Source organism: Fredinandcohnia onubensis, from assembly GCF_002734285.1.
Classification (GTDB): Bacteria; Bacillota; Bacilli; order Bacillales; family Bacillaceae_L; genus Ferdinandcohnia; species Ferdinandcohnia onubensis_A.
In genome coordinates this window covers 24,325-49,034 of the sequence record NZ_NSEA01000032.1, presented here as the reverse complement: position 1 = coordinate 49,034, position 24,710 = coordinate 24,325, and the positions used below count along the sequence as shown (strand labels likewise).

Annotated in this window: 26 protein-coding genes and 1 tRNA gene; 10 read left to right on the top strand and 17 right to left on the bottom strand. The window is 36.6% G+C overall.

What is annotated here, in order from left to right; genetic code table 11:
* The first annotated feature begins 489 nt into the window (after positions 1-489).
* Positions 490-687 (top strand): hypothetical protein, encoded by a 198-nt coding sequence (locus CKJ95_RS21945; protein WP_099355599.1) that lies wholly within the window; start codon positions 490-492, stop codon positions 685-687.
* A gap of 130 nt (positions 688-817) precedes the next feature.
* Positions 818-1,774 carry a processed acidic surface protein gene (locus CKJ95_RS21940; RefSeq protein ID WP_257215895.1) on the top strand — a complete coding sequence of 319 codons (957 nt, stop codon included), beginning with the start codon at positions 818-820 and terminating at the stop codon, positions 1,772-1,774.
* Between the two features lie 39 nt (positions 1,775-1,813).
* On the opposite strand, the gene CKJ95_RS21935 is transcribed toward CKJ95_RS21940, so the two are convergent.
* From CKJ95_RS21935 to plsY, 4 genes are all read right to left on the bottom strand, one after another.
* Positions 1,814-2,725: a DMT family transporter gene (locus tag CKJ95_RS21935; protein ID WP_099355598.1), complete on the bottom strand. Its 912-nt coding sequence runs from the start codon at positions 2,723-2,725 to the stop codon at positions 1,814-1,816.
* Positions 2,726-2,807: 82 nt separating this feature from the next.
* The gene (locus CKJ95_RS21930; protein WP_099355597.1) at positions 2,808-4,709 is read right to left on the bottom strand and encodes a beta-propeller domain-containing protein; all 1,902 of its coding nucleotides are present in this window, start codon (positions 4,707-4,709) and stop codon (positions 2,808-2,810) included.
* Between the two features lie 144 nt (positions 4,710-4,853).
* The gene (locus tag CKJ95_RS21925; protein ID WP_099355596.1) at positions 4,854-6,452 is read right to left on the bottom strand and encodes an aminotransferase class V-fold PLP-dependent enzyme; all 1,599 of its coding nucleotides are present in this window, start codon (positions 6,450-6,452) and stop codon (positions 4,854-4,856) included.
* 16 nt (positions 6,453-6,468) lie between these two features.
* Positions 6,469-7,038, bottom strand: coding sequence for a glycerol-3-phosphate 1-O-acyltransferase PlsY (gene plsY, locus CKJ95_RS21920; protein ID WP_099355595.1), 570 nt, complete (start codon positions 7,036-7,038; stop codon positions 6,469-6,471).
* Positions 7,039-7,225: 187 nt separating this feature from the next.
* On the opposite strand from plsY, the gene CKJ95_RS21915 reads away from it, so the two are divergent.
* A tRNA-Ala gene (locus CKJ95_RS21915) sits at positions 7,226-7,297 on the top strand.
* 67 nt (positions 7,298-7,364) lie between these two features.
* Here the strand turns inward: CKJ95_RS21915 and CKJ95_RS21910 are convergent.
* Complete coding sequence (locus CKJ95_RS21910) at positions 7,365-8,282, bottom strand: TetR/AcrR family transcriptional regulator (RefSeq protein ID WP_099355594.1); 918 nt, start codon at positions 8,280-8,282, stop codon at positions 7,365-7,367.
* 279 nt (positions 8,283-8,561) lie between these two features.
* Here CKJ95_RS21910 and CKJ95_RS21905 point away from each other — a divergent pair, with 279 nt between their 5' ends.
* Complete coding sequence (locus CKJ95_RS21905; protein WP_099355593.1) at positions 8,562-10,046, top strand: aldehyde dehydrogenase family protein; 1,485 nt, start codon at positions 8,562-8,564, stop codon at positions 10,044-10,046.
* Positions 10,047-10,114: 68 nt separating this feature from the next.
* Here CKJ95_RS21905 and CKJ95_RS21900 read toward each other — a convergent pair whose 3' ends face one another.
* Positions 10,115-10,729, bottom strand: a complete 615-nt coding sequence (locus tag CKJ95_RS21900; RefSeq protein ID WP_099355592.1) for a YitT family protein — start codon at positions 10,727-10,729, stop codon at positions 10,115-10,117.
* A 153-nt stretch (positions 10,730-10,882) separates the two neighbouring features.
* Complete coding sequence (locus tag CKJ95_RS21895) at positions 10,883-11,404, bottom strand: hypothetical protein (protein ID WP_180271650.1); 522 nt, start codon at positions 11,402-11,404, stop codon at positions 10,883-10,885.
* Positions 11,405-11,668: 264 nt separating this feature from the next.
* Here CKJ95_RS21895 and CKJ95_RS21890 point away from each other — a divergent pair, with 264 nt between their 5' ends.
* The 3 genes from CKJ95_RS21890 to CKJ95_RS21880 all read left to right on the top strand — a co-directional run bounded on the left by CKJ95_RS21890 (position 11,669) and on the right by CKJ95_RS21880 (position 14,061).
* Positions 11,669-12,394: a glucosaminidase domain-containing protein gene (locus CKJ95_RS21890; RefSeq protein WP_099355591.1), complete on the top strand. Its 726-nt coding sequence runs from the start codon at positions 11,669-11,671 to the stop codon at positions 12,392-12,394.
* Between the two features lie 120 nt (positions 12,395-12,514).
* Positions 12,515-13,282, top strand: a complete 768-nt coding sequence (locus CKJ95_RS21885; RefSeq protein ID WP_257215894.1) for a CPBP family intramembrane glutamic endopeptidase — start codon at positions 12,515-12,517, stop codon at positions 13,280-13,282.
* Between the two features lie 98 nt (positions 13,283-13,380).
* On the top strand, positions 13,381-14,061 hold the full coding sequence (locus CKJ95_RS21880; protein WP_099355589.1) for an SIMPL domain-containing protein: 681 nt from the start codon (positions 13,381-13,383) through the stop codon (positions 14,059-14,061).
* 42 nt (positions 14,062-14,103) lie between these two features.
* On the opposite strand, the gene CKJ95_RS21875 is transcribed toward CKJ95_RS21880, so the two are convergent.
* From CKJ95_RS21875 to CKJ95_RS21865, 3 genes are all read right to left on the bottom strand, one after another.
* Positions 14,104-14,814: a CBS domain-containing protein gene (locus CKJ95_RS21875; protein WP_099355588.1), complete on the bottom strand. Its 711-nt coding sequence runs from the start codon at positions 14,812-14,814 to the stop codon at positions 14,104-14,106.
* 101 nt (positions 14,815-14,915) lie between these two features.
* Entirely contained in the window at positions 14,916-15,074 is a 159-nt protein-coding gene (locus tag CKJ95_RS21870; protein ID WP_099355587.1) for a DUF2639 domain-containing protein, read from the bottom strand.
* A 1,321-nt stretch (positions 15,075-16,395) separates the two neighbouring features.
* Positions 16,396-16,575 (bottom strand): H-type small acid-soluble spore protein, encoded by a 180-nt coding sequence (locus tag CKJ95_RS21865; protein WP_099355586.1) that lies wholly within the window; start codon positions 16,573-16,575, stop codon positions 16,396-16,398.
* 125 nt (positions 16,576-16,700) lie between these two features.
* Between CKJ95_RS21865 and CKJ95_RS21860 the strand changes: the two genes are divergently transcribed.
* Both CKJ95_RS21860 and CKJ95_RS21855 read left to right on the top strand, forming a co-directional pair.
* Positions 16,701-16,949 (top strand): atypical membrane-integrating protein (Mistic protein), encoded by a 249-nt coding sequence (locus CKJ95_RS21860; RefSeq protein WP_099355585.1) that lies wholly within the window; start codon positions 16,701-16,703, stop codon positions 16,947-16,949.
* Between the two features lie 21 nt (positions 16,950-16,970).
* Complete coding sequence (locus tag CKJ95_RS21855; protein WP_099355584.1) at positions 16,971-17,963, top strand: potassium channel family protein; 993 nt, start codon at positions 16,971-16,973, stop codon at positions 17,961-17,963.
* A gap of 41 nt (positions 17,964-18,004) precedes the next feature.
* Here CKJ95_RS21855 and CKJ95_RS21850 read toward each other — a convergent pair whose 3' ends face one another.
* From CKJ95_RS21850 to CKJ95_RS21830, 5 genes are all read right to left on the bottom strand, one after another.
* The gene (locus CKJ95_RS21850) at positions 18,005-19,351 is read right to left on the bottom strand and encodes a glucose-6-phosphate isomerase (RefSeq protein WP_099355583.1); all 1,347 of its coding nucleotides are present in this window, start codon (positions 19,349-19,351) and stop codon (positions 18,005-18,007) included.
* 223 nt (positions 19,352-19,574) lie between these two features.
* Positions 19,575-20,738 (bottom strand): iron-containing alcohol dehydrogenase, encoded by a 1,164-nt coding sequence (locus CKJ95_RS21845; RefSeq protein ID WP_099355582.1) that lies wholly within the window; start codon positions 20,736-20,738, stop codon positions 19,575-19,577.
* Positions 20,739-20,873: 135 nt separating this feature from the next.
* Complete coding sequence (yugI, locus tag CKJ95_RS21840; protein WP_099355581.1) at positions 20,874-21,260, bottom strand: S1 domain-containing post-transcriptional regulator GSP13; 387 nt, start codon at positions 21,258-21,260, stop codon at positions 20,874-20,876.
* A gap of 285 nt (positions 21,261-21,545) precedes the next feature.
* The gene (locus tag CKJ95_RS21835; RefSeq protein ID WP_099355580.1) at positions 21,546-22,715 is read right to left on the bottom strand and encodes an aminotransferase; all 1,170 of its coding nucleotides are present in this window, start codon (positions 22,713-22,715) and stop codon (positions 21,546-21,548) included.
* Positions 22,712-23,212: an Lrp/AsnC family transcriptional regulator gene (locus tag CKJ95_RS21830; protein ID WP_099355579.1), complete on the bottom strand. Its 501-nt coding sequence runs from the start codon at positions 23,210-23,212 to the stop codon at positions 22,712-22,714. Before CKJ95_RS21830 ends, CKJ95_RS21835 begins: the two co-directional genes overlap by 4 nt.
* A 164-nt stretch (positions 23,213-23,376) precedes the next feature.
* Here CKJ95_RS21830 and CKJ95_RS21825 point away from each other — a divergent pair, with 164 nt between their 5' ends.
* Entirely contained in the window at positions 23,377-24,180 is an 804-nt protein-coding gene (locus tag CKJ95_RS21825; protein WP_099355578.1) for an alpha/beta fold hydrolase, read from the top strand.
* 25 nt (positions 24,181-24,205) lie between these two features.
* Here the strand turns inward: CKJ95_RS21825 and CKJ95_RS21820 are convergent, their stop codons facing one another.
* Both CKJ95_RS21820 and CKJ95_RS21815 read right to left on the bottom strand, forming a co-directional pair.
* Positions 24,206-24,466: a DUF1871 family protein gene (locus CKJ95_RS21820; protein WP_099355577.1), complete on the bottom strand. Its 261-nt coding sequence runs from the start codon at positions 24,464-24,466 to the stop codon at positions 24,206-24,208.
* Between the two features lie 14 nt (positions 24,467-24,480).
* Positions 24,481-24,690: a hypothetical protein gene (locus CKJ95_RS21815; RefSeq protein WP_099355576.1), complete on the bottom strand. Its 210-nt coding sequence runs from the start codon at positions 24,688-24,690 to the stop codon at positions 24,481-24,483.
* Positions 24,691-24,710 lie beyond the last annotated feature (20 nt).

Below are 24,710 nucleotides of genomic sequence, written 5' to 3'. Positions count from 1 at the left end.
TCTAGAAGCAAAGATCTTGCTCAATAATTTGTTACTTTAGAATTAAACGTTGACGCTTGTATTGTGTTCAGTTTTCAAAGAACTTTGTCCATCGCCCTGAAGCGACTTTTCTAATATAACATTTTCGTTTTTGAGTGTCAACTTCTTTTTTAAAAAGTTTTTTTATCACTCATTCAATTTCTGTATCGCTTGTTTTGGCGACAAGAATTAATATATCATCTCTTTTTACCTTTTTCAAGACCTTTTTTAAAAAAAGTTTTAAGGATTTTTTAAGAAGCACTCTCTTCTCTTTTCTCTACTAATTCATCATGTGATAAAGCCATAAATATTATACAAGAAATAGTTTTGGTATGAAATACTTTTTATAGGAATTAGTAAAGCTGGTTCTATTAAATTTATCTATCCATTTAAGTTCTCTATTATTTTATTCATATTTACTAGAGTGCCTCATATATTTTATTAATGGGATTTTTGGAAGGAGGAAGGGTTTTGATTTTTGAATTTTTGCAAGCAGTAGGTATGTTTTTATCATTAGCTATGTGCTTATTTTTGTTTTCATTCGTATATATTGAAGGTTTGAGAATAAGTAATAATGAAGGAAGAATCGAGGCCAGCACTTTTATCACTTTTGTTTCGTCTATCATTATGGCCTTCGTTTTCAGCTTTTTTGCTAGTTCCTTTTATTAATTTCATTTCCATTCTGACATTCCTATCGCTTGGATGTCAGTTTTTTTATGTCTATTCTTCTCTCATATGCATTATTTGGTAAAAGTTGAAAATACTAGACCTATGAATATAATGGCTTGGAGGAAGAGGAATGAAGAAGTTATTACTAATTGGGGTTATTTTTTTATTCCAATTTTCGTTTGTTTCTAACAGTGTGTTTGCTGAAGTAACCCCTGAGGAATTAAAGGATTATACATCAGAAACCGGTTTTACCGAGAGTGATCTTGAGGATTACTTAGCAGTTTACGATCTGTCCGTAAAGGATTTTGAGACTGTTGATGAATTGGTTTCCTATTTAGGTGAGCCTGTTAACAAAGAAACAATCCAGACTCTATTATCAAAACATAATATAAATGAGGATGAGTTACAGCATATCCTTGGTGGTTTTGGGGAGTCAATTCATGATTATTTATTTATTAAAGACCTCGAAACTACAGTTGATTTCTATTTAAATCATGCTGAGGTAATAGTTGAGGCAGAGCGGATGCTCTCAGAAATTGGATTAACGGAAGATGAGATTGATGGTTTATTTCTTCACTTTTTGAGTCTAAATGATATGAATTTTGAGGAGAATATGAAATCTCTTAGTTCTAATTTAGAACAATATTTCTCCTATAATAGTTCAGAGGGATTATCGGCAGAGCAGCAAAAAGAGCTTCTTGTGATGTATGATAAAATGATTGAAATCTTTGAGTTACAACCACGGTACTATCTATTAAAAGATGGTGTTAAGGAAGCTGTTGCATATAATAAGCTTCTTGAGAAAAGTTCACTTGATGGGGCAGACCTATTAGTTGAGCTATACCGGGCAAATGATGAGTACTTGCTGGATCTTAAGGTTTCCGAGGATATGCTAGCTTCTGACTTTATCCTTGTACGTGGAGAAAAGTTACTTACGGTAGCAACTCTTGCTACAGAAATGAGTGTAAAGGTACAAGGGAATAAGCTCCCAACAACGGCTAGTCCTTATTCCAATCTACTATTAATGGGAGTCCTATTAATAGTGATTGGAATCGGCTCCGTTATTATGACTCGAAAATTCACTTAAAAAAGAAGCCATGTCTACGCTAATAGACATGGCTTTTCTTTATCCTACACTTTGCTCTGATAGTCGAACCCGCTGTTTTTTCTTCCTTTCACCTATGGAGTAAAGCCAAATACCTAGTATGATAATGACTCCTCCGAATATCTGTGTGTGGATGATTTTTTCTGAAAGGATAAAATATGCTAGTATCGCTGCACCAACTGGTTCAAATAGGATACTTACCGAAATGGTTGAAGTACTTACCCATTTTAATGACCAGTTGAAAAGATTGTGGCCGAGTAAGGTAGGTACAATTGCTAGTAATAAAAAGTACATCCAATCTTGACTCGCGTATCCTCCTAATGGATATTTGAGGATCACTACGTATAAGAATAAGGTAATTGTACTTATGCTGTAGACAACAAATGTATAGGTGACAAGTGTTAGGCGTTTTCGTACTGTTTGCCCAAATAACAAATAGGCTGTAACCATTATGCAGGAAACAATCGCTAAAAAGTCACCATATAACGCACTCCCACTTATTTGGAAATCTCCCCAACTAATAATGATACTACCACATAGAGCTAAACAGGTACTTAAGATTGCGCCTAAGCCTATTTTTTCTTTAAACAAAAAATAGGTTCCGATAAAAGCAAAGACAGGCTGCATGGTAACGAGAACAGTTGAGCTTGTTACGGATGTGTAGTTGAGTGATTCGAACCACAGTATGAAATGTAGAGCTAAAAATACCCCTGAAATGCTAGAAAATAGCCAATCTCTTTTCTTTATCGCCCGCAGTTCATTTCTATATTTCCATAAAAAAACAGGAAGCATCAAGAGAACTGTAAAAAAGAGCCGGTAAAAAGCGATAACGGGTGCAGGCGCATTTGCTAATTTCACAAATATAGCCGAGGTGGATACCGAAACGGCACCAATGGCTAATACAAAGTATGGATTTATTTTCGGTTGATTCATGTATGTCCCTTCATTCCTTATATAATCTTATTAAGTATATAAGATAAATACCAAAAAAGGATAGAAGAAATTCTACCCTTTTTTAATCCAATGAAGATGAAGAAATTTGCTCATAGTTTTTTACGTTATATGCAGAAATTTTTGTCGGCGAAATAGCGTATAGAGTATCACCGATTGTCAGGACTCGTTGAATCTCACCCTCCCATGTTTCATATGGGCCAGGAACGTCATGTGATAACTTTGCTTTAAGTTCAATTCCTTCTAAATTGATATCGTACACAAAAGCTCCCTGAAATTCGAAGTGTTGTTCGTACTGTTTTCCTTCTATATTTTGAAAAACAGTAATAGGGAATGCGAAGATTCCTTTTTCCTTATTAAACAATAGAGCCTTATGGTCATAATTTAAAGGCGAGTATGTCCCCCTACCACCAATGATTTCTGTGAATTTCTCCTTTGGATGATTCACATCTCGAATATCAAACAAGGAAATTTTGATCCCATCAGTATACACCATTGGCTCACCTGTACTTGTTTTATCGGCGACAACCTTTGTGTCATAACCAAAGCCTATGAGATGGTTTTCGTCATACGGATGAAGGTAATTACTAAAGCCCGGTATTTTCAACTCACCTAATACCTTTGGATTTTTTGGATTGCTAGCATCAATCACAAACAATGGATCGACTTGTTTAAATGTAACAATATAGATTCGTTCCCCCATGAATCTTGCAGAATAAATTCGTTCTCCTCGAGCTAAATTACTTAAGGAACCAATTTGCTTTAAATTCTCATCATAAATATACAAATTATTCGCAGAAGGTTTGTTGGTATTCCAAGTATCCCCTTTCGTTGTGGCTACTCGGAAAGTACCGTTGTACTCGTCCATTGAAAATTGATTTAAAATCGTTCCTGGTACTTCAGTCGAACTATGGAATTCGACTTTGTCCTTTTCCACTGAGAATTTATATAAGCTTGTATTAGGAGAGTTATCCGCCCCACCCTCCATAAAAGGTACGGCATAGTAGTTTGAAACCGCAATATAAATGTTCTCCTTTGACATATACATTTGATTTCCACTTCCTATATAGGAAGTAATCGAAGCTTCTTTTTTAGGCTCATTTAAATCAAATGCCGCAATTAAAGTGAAGTTGGTTTCTTTCGAGCCTGGTATATATTGAATGTCTTCATATGGGATTAACGTGCTTTCATCTTTATGTGCAGTATCTGAAAATCGCGGTCTCAATTCGACCTCATCGTCCCTCACGTCTTCCATAATCCAATAATTTGGATAATGATTAGATACGAGATATACGTAATTGTCTATTCTCCGTGATGTCACATGATTGCCTTCTACTTCTACCCTACGTATTTCCTCGGGATTACTAGGATCATTTATGTCATAAACAATGGCCGTTGTAGCTTCAAAATGTCTAGGCGGGTATATCATCTTTCGCTGATTTGGATTTACATTTGGTGTACTATCACGGAATGTATAACCAATTACGACGAGCTGGTCTTCATACAAAAATAATTGGCTTGGTGAAAATGAGTGTGAGAATGGTATGGATTTTAGTAAAGACATTTCCTTTGCAGGTGCTGCTTTAATGACATTAAGCTTTCCATCAATGATTTGAAAAATATGTTTTCCATTTGTTTTTACAATGTCTGCTTCATCAACACCCTGAACCTGTGTATTCGTTTCTGAATGATCACTTCCACCTTCAGTGGCTTGATCAGCTGCGGAGGATTCATTCGTTACGGACATTTCTTGTTTAGCGGTATCCCTTCCGAAAATACTAAACCTTTGATTCCGCTTTTCTTCCTTAAGCGCTTCCCGAAATATCTCTTGGAGTTTTTCTTTTGTGACGGGTTGGATTTCAGTATCCACCTGGCTGACAACGGTTGGTTTTGAAGTGGTAAAAAATATAGTCATAGCCGTGAATATAATAACTGAAGCAAGATAAATGAACCATCTTTTCTTCATCCATTTCACCCCTTTTCCACTTAGACGAAACTCGGAAAGAAATGTTACAAAAAAGAAAAGCGGAAGGCGCCTTCTGCCTTCCGAAGCGATTGGCTTATGACTCGAGCCGATAGCGCCTAGAGCTAGACAAAAAAAGAAAACCCTCTATACCGAGGGTTCTCCTAATTTTGCATATTGATTTAATAATAGCTCAAACACACGTAGCATTTTTACTATTTTCTTCTCATCGTGGCTGCTTAGGCACGAGATTTGAATCCATTTCTTTTCTTGTAAATAGCTGCTCTCATAGTGAAGGTAATATCCCTGAAGTGCCATATCATCACCAAAGTCCTTTGAAGAAATATGGTTTGGTAGTAACACCGTCATGATTGCAGGTGATGAAGATTCTTGTGGTGTTAAAATCTGTAGGCCAAGACCTTCAAGATATTCACGAATCAACTTGTATCTTGTTTTTATTTCAGAATAATACTCATCTATTTCGTATTTTTTAAGAGCTTGATTTAAAGCCTCTAGCAAGTTCGAGGAATGGGAATATGGAATACTTTGATTATAGGCATACATTCCGAGATCCAAATATCTTGGAATTGACTGATTTGGCACGACTTCATGATTATGGAAGACAAATGAGAGTCCAGTATAGCCACCAATTGCTTTCCCGCTCACCCCTGATGCCAAGTATATATTCTGGAAATCTAGTTTAACTGCTCCAATTGTACTAATACAATCCAGACAAAGCTTGACATTGTTCTTCAGGCAGATTTCTTTTAAATTTCCATAGTTTATGAGCATACCTGTAGAGGTTTCACTATGGACACCCCAAAGCCATGTATACTCACCATTTTCGAGTTCACTCTTTATATCAGCTTCTGTAATAGGAGTTCCCCATGTTTTTTCTAATCTTGTAAAAGCTAAACCAGCTCGATTAGCATGATCAATTAATCTTGACCCAAACTCTCCATTGCTAATGATTAGGCCTTTACCTCCTAGTACAGATAGCTGGGCCGCAATAACATCATTTGCTAAAGTACCAGAGCCAACTAAAATTTCTACATGCTTTGAGTTTGTCATTTTACATAATTTCTCTCTTACAGACTTCATTTGAAATGAAAATTCATTCGAACGATGGGAAATCGGCTCCTCGCCAAGTGCTGCTTTTACATCCTCGCTTATTTTAATTGGGCCAGGTAAAAAGCTAATAGGTTCCTTTAATATTCTGCCAGCCAAAGATCCATCAAACGTTTGTTTTGTTAAATACATCGGCCAAAACGATGCAACTTCGGTCCCAGTTAGAGATGCGAATGGTTTGAATCCTAATTGACGATATAATTTTTCTTGTCTTGTTGTTCCTGAGATTAAGGCGACATCATAGCCTTCTTTCAAGCAATAATTAGACATAAGCTGGGCAAGGCCAAAAAAGATCCTCCCATTATTCCGATATTCTTCCTCAACAGCTAGCAAACGAATTTCGCACGGACTATTTGGTTTAACTGGCAGCTGTTCATCAAGATTTGGAAGCTTATGATCAAGTGAAAACGGTCTATTGGCTCTTACAGCAATCATACCTACTAATTTAGAATCCTTTACGCAAATTAAATATGTATTTTCATCATGAAATTTATCAATTAACATTTTTTCTTCATTTTTTTCATGCTGTGGAATTTCTTCCACAAATGTTTTGTAATTTAAACGATGGATTTGATTAAATTCTTGTTTTGTCCGTGCTATTTTATAGACAAAAGTCACGTTGGAATCACTCCGCTTATTTGTTTTTATTCATTAATTTTTCCTTTAGGTTGTCACGGTGTGCCACTAGTAATAGGGCGATTACAATAAAAATAAGAATACATTCACGGATGGAATAATCCATGAACCAATAAATGACCGGGATAGTAAGAAAAGCAGACATTCCAGCTAACGTAAAGCTTCTCAAAATCAGTAATAAAAGAAGGAAGATCGCACCGAATACTAAAAACGGTTGGTAAGCCAATACAACTAATCCACCAGCTGCGGTCGCAATTCCTTTTCCGCCTTTAAATTTGAGGGTAATTGGCCAAAGATGTCCGATGACGACTGCGATTAATGAGAGAATCTGAATTTCAAATGAAAAATTCAAGTATTTTGCACCTAGAACTACAACCATCCCTTTTAGAACATCACCAATGGCTGTTAGCAAAAATCCCTTCTTTCCTAGCAATCTACCAGCATTCCGTGCCCCTACATTCCCGCTACCGAGTTTGCGAATATCCTCGCCTTTCATAAACCTCATGACGACATATCCGGTCATAACCGTTCCTATAAAATAAGAAGCTAATACATATAAATAAATCACAAGTCCACCACCATTTTAGGTTTAATCAATTTTACCATTTTTTTCTGGTTATTTATATCGAAATTAAAGGATTCTTTTACAGCTTTTTTAGTAGAATATATGAAATTTTGGAGATCCTCATGCAAAAAAGCGTATTAAAATATTGTCTATTAAAAAAACACATGATATAATTTTGCTAAATTGATACGGGGTTGTAGCTCAGGGGGAGAGCATTTGCCTGGCAGGCAAAGGGTCGTGGGTTCGATTCCCATCAACTCCATCATTAAAGTCACTCTTTGGTCCACATTGAGTGGCTTTTCTTATTGATAAAAACACAACAGACCCGATCAGTTTGATTGGGTCTGTTCTTGGTTTAATATATGCTCTCTCACAAAGTGAGCAAACTGAGCAAGCTCCTCTGTTCGTTGAAGCTCTTTACTCATCACTAATGACAGGAGTGAACTCTCGATTAGAAAGAGACGTGGGAGTTTACTATTCATAGCTTCTTCCTGAATAAAGTCAACTAATTGATGGCACTTTACTTTTTCCTGTTCATTTTGACCAATTTTCATAATCGCCTTTTTCAGGGCATTTGATTTTTCGAAAAATTCATTTTGAACATTCTTTTTCCCTTCATTCTTTTCAGGCAACCACGTTTTTAGTAACTCAGGATTCAATAGCTTACTATTTGCTTTATCGACATCTTCAACTAAAGTTATTAAGCGATCGACACAATATTGAATGATGGCTTCATGGTCAACTTTCGGACCATATGTAAAGAAGTGATATTGAAACGATTGTTGTAGCATTCCGGAAAAAAGAATCGCACAATCCAATAAATACTCACGTTTCTCTTCACCAAATAAGTCAATAAAACGATAATAAAGCCATCTGAGTTGCAATAACTGAAATTGTTTTACAAACTGCTTTAAGTCCGGATCATTCGATACAAGGGCCTCTTCAATCAGAGCATAAAGTTTGTTTTGCTTATTTAGCTGGAAAAAGAGACCTAATTGTTTACTAAAGATATCAATATTCGCAAGGTTTTCACCTATTAATAATTTATTCCGCTCTTCCTCGTTTTTGATTTGGATTGAGTTAAAAACGGCCATAAACAGTTCGCTTTTTGAAGAAAAATAGTTATAAAAGGTCCCCTTTGAAATCCCACTAGAATCAAGGATATCTTGGATTGACGTGGCTTGAAACCCTTTTTCCATAAAGAGCTGATGAGCCTTTTCTAAGACAAATTGTTTTCGTTCATTCATGTTCAATACCTACTTTTGAACTAGCATTTTTAAATTTTATAGTAAATGATTTAAATAAAGAATTCAAATATCAATGGAACAACATTTGTAAATTCGTTATTATTTCAACAATTTTGTTAACTACATCTGCTTCTTTTTTGTCGAAAAAACCCGTCATGAATTGTCGGAATTTTTTACCAAAAGTTGGTTGATTACTAGTTTTTAAATGTTAACATTAGTATTGTAGGTGTTTTTAGCAATGCCTGTATTGCTAGTTTCATATTAAAAAGGAGGAAGAAAATGAGCCAATTAATTTTTGCATTACGAGAAAAGGTTGAGTCATTTTTAAGAGGGACTAAGAAGCTTTACATCAATGGAGAATTTGTTGAAAGTGCTTCTGGTAAAACATTCGAATCCTATAATCCAGCTACCGGAGAAGTATTAGCAACTGTAAGTGAAGCTGGTCCAGAAGATATTGACCGTGCTGTAAAAGCTGCCCGAAAAGCTTTTGATGAAGGCCCTTGGCAAAAAATGACGGCAGCCGAAAGAAGCCGTATCATGTATAAACTGGCAGATTTGATGGAGCTACATAAAGATGAGCTAGCACAGTTGGAAACATTGGATAATGGGAAACCGATTCGTGAAACATCCAATGCAGATATTCCTCTAGCAATTGAACATATGCGTTATTATGCTGGATGGTCTACGAAAATTGTAGGACAAACTATTCCTGTAAATGGACCATTCTTTAACTATACTCGTCATGAAGCTGTTGGTGTTGTGGGACAAATCATTCCATGGAACTTCCCACTATTAATGGCAATGTGGAAGCTTGGTGCAGCTCTTGCAACTGGTTGTACAATTGTATTAAAACCAGCCGAACAAACTCCTCTTTCTGCTCTTTATTTAGCAGAGCTAATGGAAGAAGCAGGATTCCCAGCTGGGGTTGTGAATATCGTTCCTGGCTTTGGTGAAACAGCTGGTCAACCTCTAGTTGATCATCCATTGGTTGATAAGATTGCGTTCACTGGTTCAACAGAAGTAGGAAAAAGCATTATGGAAAGAGCTTCCAAAACATTAAAACGTGTAACATTAGAATTAGGTGGAAAGTCTCCAAATATTATTTTACCTGATGCTGATCTTTCAAAGGCTATTCCTGGCGCATTGAACGGTGTTATGTTTAACCAAGGTCAGGTATGTTGTGCTGGATCACGTGTTTTCATTCAAAAGAAACAATTTGATAATGTTGTGGCAGACATGGCAAGCCATGCTGAAAAGATTAAACAAGGAGCAGGTTTACATTCTGATACAGAAATTGGACCGCTTGTTTCAATCGAACAACAAAATCGCGTTTTAGGATATATTGAAAAAGGAATTAACGAAGGTGCAGAACTAGTTGTCGGTGGTCAAAAACCATTTGAAGAAGGCTATTTCGTATCTCCAACTATTTTTGCAAATGTAAAGGATGAAATGACAATCGCGAAAGAAGAAATCTTTGGTCCTGTTATTTCGGCAATGCCATATGATGACCTTGATGAATTAATTGCACGTGCAAATAATTCTGAGTATGGTCTTGCAGCTGGTGTGTGGACGCGAGATGTTGGAAAAGCACATTATATCGCAAACAACTTACGAGCTGGAACAGTATGGGTGAACTGCTATAATGCATTCGATGCAGCTTCTCCATTTGGTGGCTACAAGCAATCAGGAATCGGCCGTGAAATGGGATCCTATGCATTAAATAACTATTCAGAAGTAAAGAGTGTCTGGATTGCTATGAACTAAATAACCAGGCACCTATAGCTTGACATAAAAAAGCGAGAACCTCATTTTTAGGGTTCTCGCCTTTTTTGTTAAAACGTACTTGTATTATGTTTTTGAATTTGCCGTTTCGGTAATTGGACCTTATATAAAAGATCGATAATCCTTGTACTTATGAATTGACTAACGAGCGCATAGATGATGATTTTCCAATCCACGATGAGTCCTGTCAAAAGCAAAATCGTACCATTAATTGCAAACAGTGTTTTTCCTGGTGAAAATCCTTTAAGCTTTGAAATGATTAAAGCTAAGATATCCATTCCACCTGACGAAGCACCCATTCGAAATAAAATCCCAATTCCAACACCAAAGATCATCGAACCTACGATCAAATCGACGATTACATTTGAGATTGGATTTGTTACCAATGGACTGATCAGACGAATGGTGAGTGCTGTTACTGTGACACAGTACAGCGTCCAAATCGCTGCATCTTTTCCAAGCCACTTAATCGCTGCAAATAAAAGACCCGCATTTAGTACCCAAAGCGTAATATCAAAAGGAGTACCCGCTAAAAAATTGACCAGTACTGCGACACTAGCAGCTCCTCCAGTTGGAATATAATGTGGAAATAAAAAGGTTGCCATGGCAAAGCCCTGAATAATCGCTGCAATTCCAAGTATTAAACCTTTGTTTATTATTTTCATGACGTGAGCTCCTATGACTAAACCGATTTTATTATAATGGTACCATTATTTGTGAAAGTTAAAAAGTAACTATTCTCCTTCAAATACCCTCAAATAAATAAAAAGACCTGCTTTACCGTAAGATATGTGGTAAGTAGGCCTCTTTCTTTTTAATTAATCTTTCCAAATAATTTCACCCGATTTTGTTGTAGGATCGATTTCAACTTCGAAATCGTGTTTTTCATAAAAATAGACAAGACGATCAACGTGATCCCAGTCTCTTTTTGCAATATCGCCTTTAATAACAGGGATGTTTTGTTCTCGCGCAATCTCCTTTAAATGATTCATACAAATCGAACCATAGCCCTGGTTCGCAGGTCCTTTGATATCACCAATATGAATCGCATTATCTTCATCTTTGTATTGTGCCTGAAGTGAAAAATCCCAGTTACCTCTATAGGCTGTGTCACAATCATTCACCATGATTTGACATCGATTTCCATCATCAAAGGCAGATACAATCACCCATTTATCATCCTTTGATTGGTCAATACCGATGACTTGATGCTTTTTGGAAATTTCTTTAATGTTATCTTGCATGCGAAAAAGTTGAAACTGCAAATCCTCTAAATCCTGTTTGACCTCTGACGGGCTCTTATTCAGATCCTCTTTCATTAGCAAACTTTGAAAATACATAACAAACACCTTTCATTGTATATTTTTTGCCTTAAAAGCAATTTACTTCCATTTTATTGATAAAAATGGGAAATGTTTACGTTTCTGACAACGAACATACAGTTCCTGATTATACTAGACTAGCACTATATTTGCAAACACCCTATACCGTCTGTCATCTTTTTATAAGATTGTTATAACACCTTTGTAACATAACTGTCATTTTAGTATGTTAGGATAGTTTCCATGAGTAGGAAAAAGGTCTTATGAAGGAGGTAGGATACTTTGAAAATCTCAAACCTTTTACTTAAAAAACCAGCTCTTATTTATATAATTGGTGTTGTAATCATTATAGGAACAAGTATTTTCGCTAATATGCAACATTCAAATGCTGAAACACTTGAAAAGAAAAACACGCCAGCAATCAATCCAGTACAAGAATTAAAGAAAGAAAAAATAAATAACCAAAAACCCCAAAGCAAGCCTGTGCAAATGGCTTCAAAACATTATGATGTCGAGCAGGAAAATACTATTTCCGGTTCAGAATTGGACAAGCATTTAAAGGGAAATTTAAAAGGTTTAGGACCAAACTTTGTAAAATCAGGCGAGGAACACAATATTGATCCTGTGTTTTTAGCGGCATTAGCTGCTCAGGAAACAGGTTGGGGGGATTCTGATATTTCAGCCTCACCTTGGAATAATATTGGAGGTATAACTTGTATGCCCGATATTTACGCTGATATTTTTGGTGAGGATTATCCAAACCCTGGTTGCCAGGAATTAGTCGAAGGTGGAACAGAATGGCAAAAGTTTCGTTCTATTGAAGATAGTATCCACTTTAAAGCGATCTATTTAAAGAAATACTATGTAGAGAACGGAAATGAAACAATCGGAGAAATCCAAACAATCTATGCTCCAAATCAAGCAGCCAATGACGCCACTGGTCTAAATAATCATTGGGTTAAAAATATTGTATCCATCATGAATACTGTTAAAGAAGATCAAGTATGATTAAGGTGCCTTAAAGGGTACCTTTTTTGTTGAATTTGAAAAATAATATTGAACTTTCTATGCACTTCATTCGTATTATCAACGGAAAATATATGATAACGAAAATGAATGAGGGTGTTCATGATGACAGAGTTTTTTATATTTTGGTTAGCTGCATCAATTGGGGCAATCGTCGTTATGCCTTATCAGTTTAAAATGTTAAAAGGAAAAATTGAGGAGGATGCAAAAAAGAATCCCACGAAAAAGATTCCTCCTACTCCCGTCCTTGTTTTAATCAGTATCATTCAAAGTGTTGTGTTATTAGGAGTATCAGCATTTATTGGAACATGGCTTGCTCCAAATGTTGACTTACATTGGTGGTTAATTGATTACTGGTTAGATGGGAGCGCTGTTCCATACTCCATCTCAGGGACCATTCTATTGAGTATTGTGATTGGGTTTGTTGCAGCCATTATCATCATCGGTTTGGATATTCTTTTCATGAAAAAGATACCTAATGTTCAAATGGATGAACCTTCTAGATTTCAATCGTTTTTGGCTTCATTTTATGGTGGAATCTCAGAGGAAGTTTTAACCCGCTTATTCTTAATGACAGCAGTGGTATATGTATTAAGCCTCTTAGGGCTTGGAGATCTTTCATACTGGATTGGAATCATCGTTGCTGCCGTTTTATTTGGCGTAGGACATTTGCCGGCTGCTTTTGGACTTTTCGGCAAATCAAAAATTGTTATTATCCGTACGGTTTTACTTAATGCCATACCTGGAATGTTGTTTGGGTATTTATATTGGAAGTTTGGAATTGAAATAGCAATGATCGCTCACTTTACAGGGGATATATGTTTACACGTCTTTTTCGGACCCATGTATCGAAAAAGAATGGCAAGCTAAGCTCACGAATTTCGTGGGCTTTATTTTTTTGTATGCACACCTAAATGTTCTTGAAGTAATACAATACCAAAAAAATTATTTTGGGAAGGAGCTCTACTATGTATTATTATGAACCTTGGATGATGCGTTCTCAACCTACAAGGAACAATAGTAACAATACACATAGAATGCAAGTAAATGGTGAGGGAATTGTTACAACTGCACCGAATATTGCCTCCATCACATTAGGAGTCATCACAGAAAATAGCACAGTTACGGAAGCACAGAATGAAAATAACCAACTAACAAAAAAGGTCATAGATTCTTTATTAGGACTAGGGATACCAAATGAACATATCAAAACAGTAGATTTTCGAATCGACATCATTTATGACTATGAAAACTCGAAACAGACCTTAAGGGGCTACAGGGTCACTCATATGTTACAAATATCAGATGTGGACATCCAATCTGTTGGTACCGTTGTGGATACAGCCGTTCAGAACGGAGCCAATACGGTGACGAATATTAATTTTACAGTACGCAATCCTCAAGTTTATTATGAAAGAGCACTTCAGAATGCGGTTCAAGATGCACAAGATAAAGCAAGAACAATTGCCAAAAAATTAGGAGTTGCACTCCAAGAAGTCCCCCTTCAAATTAAGGAGTTATCACAACAAAGCCCACCTATTCCATTTCAAACTGCTATGTTTGCTAAAAGTGAGGCTGGTACACCGATTCAGGCTGGAGAGTTAACGATTACGGCTAGGGTGGAAGCGACATTCTTATATTCAGTTTAAAAAATTAAAGGCACTGATTTCAGTGCCTTTTTATTTCACGTTTTAATCAATCTCAATTAAGTCCCATGATGTAATGATCCCTAATGGCTTTTCGTCGATTTGTCCAGTTTCGGTTATGATTACCGCTTCTAGTTTTTTACCATGCGCATGGCGTTTTTCAAACTTTTCTTCAACAGCGAATATATCACAATTTTGATCAACAATCTCGATTAGATGCTTTGTTTCGTAGGGGATGACTTCCCCAACTCTGATATTTGATAAATCGATACTATCATTTGATAATTGTTTGGCCATCCATTTCATAATGGCCCCAGACGTTAAAATTCCAATGCAAGTACCATCTTTGTAGATCGGAAACTTCGTATAGGAATTGTTATGGATTGCAAGAATCACATCTTTAATAGAGGAATGAAAATTAAAATAAATAACCGGGCGACTAGAAATCGATAATGCCGTTACCGGTTTCTCCAAGAGTGCTGCAATTTCCTCAATACGCTCAACCACTTCTTGATGTGGCTCAGCTATATAAAAATCAGCACGTAACTTTTCATGGACTATGGCATTGCGGAGCTTAGCAAACTGAAAGAGTTCATCCTTATAGGAGCGGATAATGGCATGCCTTTTTGCACCATGCGCAACCAATTGACTAAATATATCTCCATTCACATTCTTGACCATTTTACTTAATGCTTTATGAACACGATTGAAGGCTATCTCAAATCGTTTTGATAAATCGATTTCGACTGTTTCCACTGTTCCCCCTCCTACTCATCTTTTATTATATTTTAAAAGTGAATAGATTTGGAGATGAATGTTAGCATAAAAAAAGCAGCCTCGGGGACCGCTTCTGACAATTATTTATCTGCTTCCTTATCCGCAACTAGTTCAAAATACAACTTTCGTAGGATATATGTTTTATACGTTTCTAGTTTTTTTCGCTCAACTGGATGATGGTAAATCCCTTTTTCTTTTAATTGTTTCACGTACCAACCCTTCGATCCTGGATAAGACATATCAAATCCCCCTCTTTTATTCGCTTGTCCTATATATATGCTTGGAAGAGAAAAAGAATGAGTAACCTAAAAAAAATTTTATAGAGTTTGTAACCTTTTACACAACAGGTCGTCTAATTCAATGAAGTTTTCATTTCTCTCTTGCCTCTAATTACTCTCTCATAATTAGAGGCACTTTTTACTGCGTTTTCCCTATCATTTATATATACAAAGAACCTCTAAGGCTACCTAGAGGTTTTTTGGGTTGTATGAAAGATTCTATTATGCAAATAGTATATAAAAGAGGTGATTGTGTGAAGAAGGAGACACTTAGCTGGATTTTAACAGGACTTGTGATTGCTTTTTTTCTTTGCTCATTCTTTTACTTTAGTTCGGATATTTTCGCAAAATTCATTAGCGGATTTTGGGATTAAAAAAGCTCCCCTTTGCGTAACATGGGAGCTTTTGTTTTGTCATTCGATTTTAATAAGGAACCTAGTAGTGTTTCCGAATCCTTCTTGATATTCTGACTCAGAGAACTTTTATAACTCTGCGGTGAGTCGAAATACATGAGTGATTCTGACAGACACAACAAGTAACTTCTCCTTTGTGTCAGAATTACGGGTTGATTCGGACTCAGTGAACCGGAAATCTCTACGGTATGTCTGAATACAAGGGGTATTCTGACAGACTACATCAGTAACTTCTCCTTTGTGTCAGAATTACGGGTTGATTCGGACTCAGTGAAATTCAAACCTCTACGGTGAGTCCGAATACATGAGCTATTCTGACAGACACAGCAAGTAACTTCTCCTTTGTGTCAGAATTACGGGTTGATTCGGACTCAGTGAACCAGAATTCTCTACTTTGAGTCCGAATACAAGGGGTATTCTGACAGACTCAACCCGAAACTTCTCCTTTGTGTCAGAATGCTTGGATGATTCTGACTCAGTGAACCAAAAAACTCTACAGTGAGTCTGAATACAAGGGTTATTCTGACAGACTCAACCCGAAACTTCTCCTTTGTGTCAGAATTACGGGTTGATTCGGACTCAGTGAAATTCAAACCTCTACGGTGAGTCCGAATACATGAGTTATTCTGACAGACTCAACCAGTAACTTCTCCTTTGTGTCAGAATTACGGGTTGATTCGGACAGGCTGAACTAGAAAACTCTACCGTAAGTCCAAATGTGTGATTGATTCGAACTCTGAGCACCAGATACCTCTAGAGCAAGTCAGAATGACGGGCTGTTTCAGACAGAGAAAACTAGAATTTTCTCTGTCGAGTCAGAATGCCAGGTTACACTCGACTAAGATCAACCCGTTCAAAGAATTTTATTTTCACAACTCTTCCAATTCAGCTACTGGGACAATATTTTTTTCATGCTCCCGACCTCTTAGGTGGACTGTGCACATATTCCCCTGCTCATCACAGCTGTCAATCCATACTGAAGTGCCTTGATAATGAACGGTTACTTCATTTGATGAAGATAAGATTTGCTTTGCTCTACGAATATCCATTCTACTCACTCCCAATTCATATTTTCTTCCCTCCAATAGTTTTCGAATATCTAGGAAATTTATGCAAAAATAGCTAGCTTTTGAACACACTATATAGGAAAGGACCAAGGAAGAGGAGTAAACGTATGAAGCTTAATGAAAATGAAAAGAAGACACTTAGTGATTCGATTGATCGGTTGAATGAAGGCTTAGACGTTGTCATTCAGTTATACAATGAGGCAGAAGAAGACAAGCCATTGATTGAATTTGATCAAGAGGTTATTGAAGCTATTGAAAAAGCGAAGGAAACCTTTGGAGACGAAGAGATTACTCGGAGGATTAATACAATCATAAAAGAGATTTTTGCCTTTCTACCAAAAGATGAAAAAAAATAGAAGAAAAAAGGAGTGGAGTGTTTGTTAACAAGTATCTTAGCTTCCTTTTTTAAGCGCTTTTTGATTGCCAAGCTTATTGGAATTGTTTTATTAGTCATCATCATCTTTGGTGCCATTATTCACTTAATTGAGCCAGAAAACTTTCCAACCGTTTTCGACGGGGTTTGGTGGTCGATTGTCACCGCCGCAACAGTAGGATACGGTGATTATGCTCCAACTTCATTTGTAGGAAGAATTGTGGGGATGTTTCTGATCTTTATCGGTGTTGGAATTGTGACCCGCTATTTCGCTGCGATTTCAACTTCAACCTTCGTTACCCAAAATGCATACCTTGAAGGCACGTCTGGATTCCACGGAAAAAAACACATTATTATCATTGGTTGGAATGAACGTGTAAGGGAAACCATTTCGTTTCTTAAAACTCCAGGGTCAGCAACTGAAATTCTGTTAATTGATGACTCCTTAGAAAAAAACCCGATGCCTGGCAATCATTTTCATTTTATAAAAGGGGATCCGACTCGTGACGAGACTTTAAAACAAGCAAATATACAGGATGCAGAAATGGTCTTAGTTACCGCCGATCAAGGTAAGGATGAAGTACATGCTGATATGCTCACCATCTTGACATTACTTGCGATAAAAGGGTTGAACCCATCCGCTTATACAATTGTAGAAATACTAACTACTCATCAGATTAAAAATGCAAAGCGTGGAGGTGCAGATGAAATCATCCAAACTAACCGAATTTCTAGTTTAGTGATGGTCAATAGTCTTTTTTCACATGGAGTGTCAGATGCTTTACTGTCCATGTTAGTTGATTTAAAGGGTGTAAAACTTCAGTTTTTGGAAACTACCTTTGATTTGGTGGGATTAACTTTTCAAAAAGCGAGTGAAACTTTATTAAAAGAAGGAAAAATTTTAATTGGAATTAAACGAGGCGAAGAAATAACAATTAATCCTCCACTTTCACTTGAAATACGAAAAAATGATCACATATTAATCATAAAAAGTTAAAAGGGATTCTCCATTCGGGAATCCCTTTTACTATGATCAGCTTATAAGCGTTTTTCTAGTTCAGCCTTCTTCTCTTCGAAACCAGGCTTACCTAGTAGAGCAAACATATTAACTTTGTATGCTTCTACACCTGGTTGGTCGAATGGATTTACACCTAATAGGTATCCACTCATTGCACATGCTTTCTCAAAGAAGTACACAAGGTATCCAAATGAATACTCGTCCATTTCTGGTACATGGACAATTAGATTTGGTACGCCTCCATCTGTATGAGCAAGCATTGTACCTTCGAATGCTCTCTTATTAACAAAATCGACCGATTTACCAGCTAGATAATTTAATCCATCTAAATCATTATCTTCTGCTTCAACAATTAATTCATGACGGGATTTTTCGATATTAATGACTGTTTCAAATAAATCACGTCGTCCTTCCTGAACATATTGTCCAAGTGAATGAAGGTCTGTTGAGAAGTTTGCAGATGATGGGTAAATTCCTTTTTGGTCTTTCCCTTCACTTTCGCCAAATAATTGCTTCCACCACTCAGAGAAGTATTGAAGACCCGGTTCATAGTTGATTAGCATCTCAATTGTTTTGCCTTTGTTGTATAGTGCATTACGAACAGCCGCATATTGGTAAGCAGCGTTCTCTTCAAGCTCTGATTTAGAGAAATCTACACTTGCTGCTTGTGCACCCTTCATCATTTCTTCAATATTTGCACCACTAACGGCAATTGGAAGTAGCCCAACAGCTGTTAAAACGGAGTAACGACCACCAACATCATCTGGAATAACGAAGGATTCATAGCCTTCTTCAGTTGCTAGAGTTTTCAATGCTCCACGAGCTTTATCAGTTGTTGCGAAGATACGGCCTTGAGCTTCTTCTTTTCCGTATTTTTCAATTAACATTTTACGGAAGATACGGAAAGCTAATGCTGGTTCAGTTGTTGTTCCAGATTTAGAAATGACGTTAATTGAATAATCTTTACCTTCAAGTAAATCCATTAGGTCTTTCATATATGTAGAACTGATGTTGTTCCCTACAAATACGATTTGTGGTGTTTTACGCTGTTCCTTTGTTAAGGAATTATAGAAGGAGTGGTTTAACCAATCAATAGCTGCTTTTGCACCAAGATAAGATCCACCGATACCAATTACAAGTAAAATGTCAGAATCTGATTTGATTTTTTCAGCGCTTTTTTGAATGCGTGAAAATTCTTCTTTGTCGTATTCGGAAGGAAGGTCTACCCATCCTAAGAAATCACTACCTGCGCCAGTTTTTTCATGTATAGAATGGTGTGCGACCTTAACCGCATCACGTAGATATGTAATTTCATGTTCTCCAAAAAAAGTTAATGCTTTTGAATAATCAAAACGAACATGTGTCATTTTCAATACCTCCACCCTTTAGTTTTCAATGCCTCTTTTCACTGTAACCAAACTTTTCTGTTAAATCAAGACCGCCGACTCATTGTAAGCGTAGCCATTTAAAAAAACTATTGAAAATCGCATGTCTCCGCCGGAGGCTTTAACTTTATTCAGCCATAGGGTGAATAAAGTTAAAAGACTCACACAGGTAGTATGAGCCTTTTTTGCAGTTTATAAATATCAATTATAATGATGCTTTTAGTATTTCAAGTGAGTCTTGTTTACCTAGTACTTTAAAGCGACCAAATTCACCGAAAACAACTGTTTTTTCAGCCATTAGTTCAAGGTTTTCTTCTCCAATGTCGTAATCTGCCAATCTTGAAGGTGCACCAATGCTGTTCCAAAATTCTCTTAGCTTATCGATTCCTTCAAGTGCTACTTCTCGATCCGTTTTTCCTTCAGGATCGACATCAAAGACACGAACAGCCAATTGCTTGAAACGTTCTACATTTTCATCCAAAACATGCTTCATCCAATTCGGGAACAGAATCGCAAGTCCACCACCATGAGGAATATCATATACAGCAGATACGGCATGTTCAATATTATGTGTAGCCCAGTCTCCGCTATATCCCATGTTTAACATTTTATTTAATGCAAGAGTTCCATTAAGCATAATAGTCGCTCTGTAATCATAGTTTTCTAAGTCATTAATTAGTTTTGGTGCCGTTTCGATGACCGTCTTAAGTATAGACTCACACCATCTGTCTTGGGTTAACGTGTTAGGTTCATGATGGAAGTAATGTTCCAACACATGTGACATCATATCAACCATTCCATACACAGTTTGGTCCTTTGGCAGTGAATATGTATAAACTGGATCTAGAATTGAAAATTTAGGAAACACAGCAGGGCTACCCCATCCATATTTTTCATTCGTTTCCCAATTTGTAATAACTGAGCCTGAATTCATTTCTGAACCTGTTGCAGCTATTGTCAAAACAGTACCTAAAGGCAAAGCGTCAGTAGCAACTGCTTTTCGAGACATGAAATCCCATACATCACCATCGTATTTTACGCCAACTGCAATTGCTTTTGTACAGTCAATAACACTTCCCCCACCAACAGCGAGCAAAAACTCAATGCCTTCATTACGGCAAATTTCGATTCCTTTTCTAACTGTAGACAGACGTGGATTAGGTTCTACACCTGAAAACTCGTGTACCTCTGCCCCTATTTCATTTAATTGGTCAATGACTTGGTCGTACAAACCATTTCTCTTGATACTACCGCCACCATATATCAGCAATACTTTTTTTCCGTATTGGGGTATTTCAGTTTTAAGTTCTTGTACCTGCCCTTTACCAAAGATAAGTTTAGTTGGGTTGTAATATGTAAAGTTTTCCAATATTATCGCCTCCTGAAAAAAATTATGGCAATGTTACAACTTGTTGTAAAGTAGTTTGCTCTTTACATTATCTTCTATTTATTCGTAATATATGTAAAAAAGAGGCCATTCAGTGAATGCCTCTTCTTGTGGTTCTTAGTTAAAATTCGATTGTTCAATCCATTCTTCAAGCTTATCCTTTAATGTGTTGAAACCTTGAGGGCTTTCAGCATTTGCTGGTTGTGCTTGTGCTGGACGTTTTTTCGGTTTAGCAGTTCTTTGAACCGGCTTTTCTGGTGCTTCTTCAGTTGCACGAATTGATAGACCGATTTTTCCTGCTCCTTCATCGATAGATAAAATCTTTACATTTACTTCATCGCCAACTTTAACATGTTCGTTAATATCTTTAACAAAACCATGAGTTACTTCTGAAATATGAACTAAACCTTGTGTATTTTCGTCTAAAGCAACAAATGCTCCATAAGGTTGAATCCCTGTAATTTTACCCTTAACAACATTTCCTACTTCGAATTTTTCTGTCATGCTACCCAACTCCTAAAACTTTAGTTTACATACCTTTATATACGCAATAAACAATTATAACACAGAACGGCCATTTATTCAAAAAAAGAACCTTTTCTCTTTTAGAGTTACCATTTCGAGTTGAAATTATGAAGGAGGTAATATTTATCATTTGCTAATAGCGGAATCTGTGCGGTGTTTAAAAAAGGTGATTAATGGAGATACTACTTTCAAAGGCTTTCTAGTATTCCCCTTTTGTATGTAGGACAAAACCAATTGGTTTTGTCCCTTTTTTTATACAGTTTTTTATACAAGATTATTGTCTTTCAAGAATCGGCCCATTCGTTTGACTGCTTCTTGGAGCTGCTCTAGTGAGGATGCATACGAGCAGCGAATAAAACCCTCACCACTTTCACCGAATACATTACCAGGGACAACTGCTACCCTTTCCTCCATCAGTAAACGATGCGCAAATTCCTCAGATGATAATCCTGTTTCTTTAATAGACGGAAATGCATAGAATGCACCACCTGGCATATGACAAGATAATCCAATTTCCTGTAACGAAGATACGAAAAAGTTTCTACGCTGACGATAGCTTTTTCTCATATATTCTACATCTGAAAGTCCATTTCGAAGAGCCTCGATTGCTCCGTACTGAGCCATAGTCGAAGCACACATCATTGTATATTGATGTATTTTCAACATAGCTTCCGAAATTACACTTGGTGCAGCAGAATAACCTAAACGCCATCCTGTCATAGCAAAGCCTTTTGAAAATCCGGAAACAAGGATTGTGCGCTCAAACATCCCAGGGATACTTGAAAAACTTGTATATTTGCCTTCATAGGAAAGTTCAGCATAAATCTCATCTGAAATCACAAGTAAATCGTGCTTTTCCACAATTTTAGCAATTGCTTCAAGTTCTTCCTTTCTCAGCATTGTACCTGTTGGATTATTTGGAGAACAAATAATAATGGCCTTTGTACGTTCTGTTACTACTTTTTCTATTTCTTCTGGCTGTAGCTTAAATTCATTTTCAGATTTCGTATGAACGGGGATCGGAACTCCGCCTGCTAGCGAAACAATTGGGCTGTACGCAACAAAGGTTGGTTCCACAATAATCACTTCATCACCTGGATCGACTATTGCACGCAATGCTAAATCAATTGCTTGGCTTCCACCGACCGTCACAATTACCTCATTTTCAGGAGCATATTGCACCCCAAATGATCTATGTAAATAAGCTGAAATTTCCTGCCGAAGTTCAATGAGTCCCGCATTTCCTGTGTAAGATGTAATTCCTGACTCGATAGATTGGATGCTCGCTTCTCGAATTGACCAAGGTGTTACAAAATCAGGTTCACCCACACCTAACGAAATGACACCTTCCATCGTTACCGCTAAATCAAAGAATCGACGGATTCCGGAAGGTTGTAATTCTTGAACTTTTTTAGAGAGGTACCGAGAAGTCATGGTGTCACCACAATCCGTTTATCATCTTCACCTTGATCAAAAATAGTGCCATCATGCTTATATTTTTTCAAAATAAAATGAGTTGTTGTCGAAAGAACTGAATCAAGTGTTGAAAGCTTTTCAGACACAAAAGAACCAACTTCTGACATCGTTTTACCTTCAATTACAACCGATAAATCATATGCACCAGACATTAAATAAACAGATTTTACTTCTTTAAAATGATAGATACGTTTAGCAATTTCATCAAACCCGACACCTTTTTTCGGGGTTACTTTGACATCAATCATTGCTGTTACACCTTCATGACCTTCAACTTTCTTCCAGTCAACGATTGTGTTATACTCCACAATAATCTTTTGGTCTTCTAGTTTACGAATAATGCGATCGACTTCATCGACACTTTTGCCAACTAATTTTGCAATTGTTTCCACAGGAAGTCGTCCGTTGTTTTCAATAATCTCAAGTATTTCAATTTCATTTTCCTGTAACTGCATAATGGTCACTCCTAGTAATTTGAAATAAATTTTGTCACTTATTATATCAGATAAATGAATAGTATATTGAATTATTTTATATTCATTCGAAATTTTATGAGTTTTTCTATCCCCTTTGGTAAAAATAGGGATAAATCAATAGTGTAGGATGTGGATTTTCATCAATGGATACGATACAAATTAAGGGAGTAAATCTTCATTATGAGTTATACCAACATAGTAAAAAGAAGCCGGTTCTCGTTATGCTGCACGGTTTCTTATCATCCTCTTTCAGCTTTCGAAGACTGATTCCCTTTTTAAAGAAAGACTATACAATCTTATCGATTGACCTTCCCCCTTTTGGAAAGAGTGAAAAATCGACAAGATTTACTTACTCTTATTCAAATATCGCGTATGTTGTATGTGACTTGATTCGGTCTTTTGATTTTTCAAAAGTGAATTTAGTTGGCCATTCGATGGGGGGACAAATATGTCTATATATTGCAAAGCAAGTTCCTGATTTGGTAGACAAATTAGTATTGTTGTGCAGCTCAGGTTATATGAAACGGATGCCAAAGTCCTTAATCTATTCTTCCTATCTTCCCTATTTTCATTTTATTGTAAAAAGGAAGCTAGCTAAGCAAGGGGTATTACATAATTTACGGAATGTCGTGCATAATCATGAGCTCATTGACCAAGAAATGATTGATGGGTATACTGAGCCCTTCTTGGACAACCGAATTTTTATGGGATTAACGAGGATGATTCGCCATCGTGAGGGAGATTTACCGTCTGAAGAATTAAAAAAGATCAACCATCCTGTCTTTTTGATTTGGGGTGAAAAAGATCGAGTTGTTCCAATTTCTGTAGGGAAAAGGCTTCATCAGGACCTGCCTAATTCTAGCTTTGTTTCCATTAAGAATACGGGGCACTTGGTTCCTGAAGAATGTCCGGAGAAAGTATACGAGTATATTTCGGAGTTTATTTAAAAAAAGATGGGTTATCCCATCTTTTTTATAGTTCACACGTCGCATTATTTAAAATGGATAAAATTTTCATAGCCATATTTTCACATTCTTTTAGTGGAATGACTTCCTCAAAAGAGAATTCATAAATAGACTGTATTTTTCTTGCTAATTTACCGGGATTATCAAATTGATGGGCTGCCTGTAACACATCCACCGCTTCTGTTTCATAAGAACCGACTCCATAGCCAAGTGGATCCCATTCTTGCAGCATAATCATAATTTGTAAATTGGCTTGTTGATTTTCCATAGAATCACCTAAAATTACTTCATGAAATTATTTTTGTCTTGTTTTATTAATTGCTTCTCTAGTTCCTCTGCTTTCGCTTGTTCTTTTTTTGAATGCTTGATAAATAAGCGAAACACGATAAACGCAACAATTAAGCAAATAACAGTAGTTATTCCAGCTGGAATATATTCTGATTTATCCTCAGGGAAATATAGAAACAGGTTTAATACTGGTAAAAGCAGCATTCCTACACACCTTTCAACCT

Bases quoted from the DNA above. Each gene is read 5' to 3' on its own strand.
- CKJ95_RS21825 (WP_099355578.1), top strand. From the start codon at position 23,377: ATGGATACGATACAAATTAAGGGAGTAAATCTTCATTATGAGTTATAC.
- CKJ95_RS21910 (WP_099355594.1), bottom strand. From the start codon at position 8,282: ATGAATGAACGAAAACAATTTGTCTTAGAAAAGGCTCATCAGCTCTTT.
- CKJ95_RS21885 (WP_257215894.1), top strand. From the start codon at position 12,515: ATGATGACAGAGTTTTTTATATTTTGGTTAGCTGCATCAATTGGGGCA.
- CKJ95_RS21830 (WP_099355579.1), bottom strand. From the start codon at position 23,212: ATGCAGTTACAGGAAAATGAAATTGAAATACTTGAGATTATTGAAAAC.
- CKJ95_RS21880 (WP_099355589.1), top strand. From the start codon at position 13,381: ATGTATTATTATGAACCTTGGATGATGCGTTCTCAACCTACAAGGAAC.
- CKJ95_RS21870 (WP_099355587.1), bottom strand. From the start codon at position 15,074: ATGTCTTATCCAGGATCGAAGGGTTGGTACGTGAAACAATTAAAAGAA.
- CKJ95_RS21850 (WP_099355583.1), bottom strand. From the start codon at position 19,351: ATGACACATGTTCGTTTTGATTATTCAAAAGCATTAACTTTTTTTGGA.
- CKJ95_RS21930 (WP_099355597.1), bottom strand. From the start codon at position 4,709: ATGAAGAAAAGATGGTTCATTTATCTTGCTTCAGTTATTATATTCACG.
- CKJ95_RS21900 (WP_099355592.1), bottom strand. From the start codon at position 10,729: ATGAAAATAATAAACAAAGGTTTAATACTTGGAATTGCAGCGATTATT.
- CKJ95_RS21820 (WP_099355577.1), bottom strand. From the start codon at position 24,466: ATGGAAAATCAACAAGCCAATTTACAAATTATGATTATGCTGCAAGAA.
- CKJ95_RS21940 (WP_257215895.1), top strand. From the start codon at position 818: ATGAAGAAGTTATTACTAATTGGGGTTATTTTTTTATTCCAATTTTCG.
- CKJ95_RS21860 (WP_099355585.1), top strand. From the start codon at position 16,701: ATGAAGCTTAATGAAAATGAAAAGAAGACACTTAGTGATTCGATTGAT.
- CKJ95_RS21815 (WP_099355576.1), bottom strand. From the start codon at position 24,690: ATGCTGCTTTTACCAGTATTAAACCTGTTTCTATATTTCCCTGAGGAT.
- CKJ95_RS21865 (WP_099355586.1), bottom strand. From the start codon at position 16,575: ATGGATATTCGTAGAGCAAAGCAAATCTTATCTTCATCAAATGAAGTA.
- yugI (WP_099355581.1), bottom strand. From the start codon at position 21,260: ATGACAGAAAAATTCGAAGTAGGAAATGTTGTTAAGGGTAAAATTACA.
- CKJ95_RS21895 (WP_180271650.1), bottom strand. From the start codon at position 11,404: ATGTATTTTCAAAGTTTGCTAATGAAAGAGGATCTGAATAAGAGCCCG.
- CKJ95_RS21905 (WP_099355593.1), top strand. From the start codon at position 8,562: ATGAGCCAATTAATTTTTGCATTACGAGAAAAGGTTGAGTCATTTTTA.
- CKJ95_RS21935 (WP_099355598.1), bottom strand. From the start codon at position 2,725: ATGAATCAACCGAAAATAAATCCATACTTTGTATTAGCCATTGGTGCC.
- CKJ95_RS21835 (WP_099355580.1), bottom strand. From the start codon at position 22,715: ATGACTTCTCGGTACCTCTCTAAAAAAGTTCAAGAATTACAACCTTCC.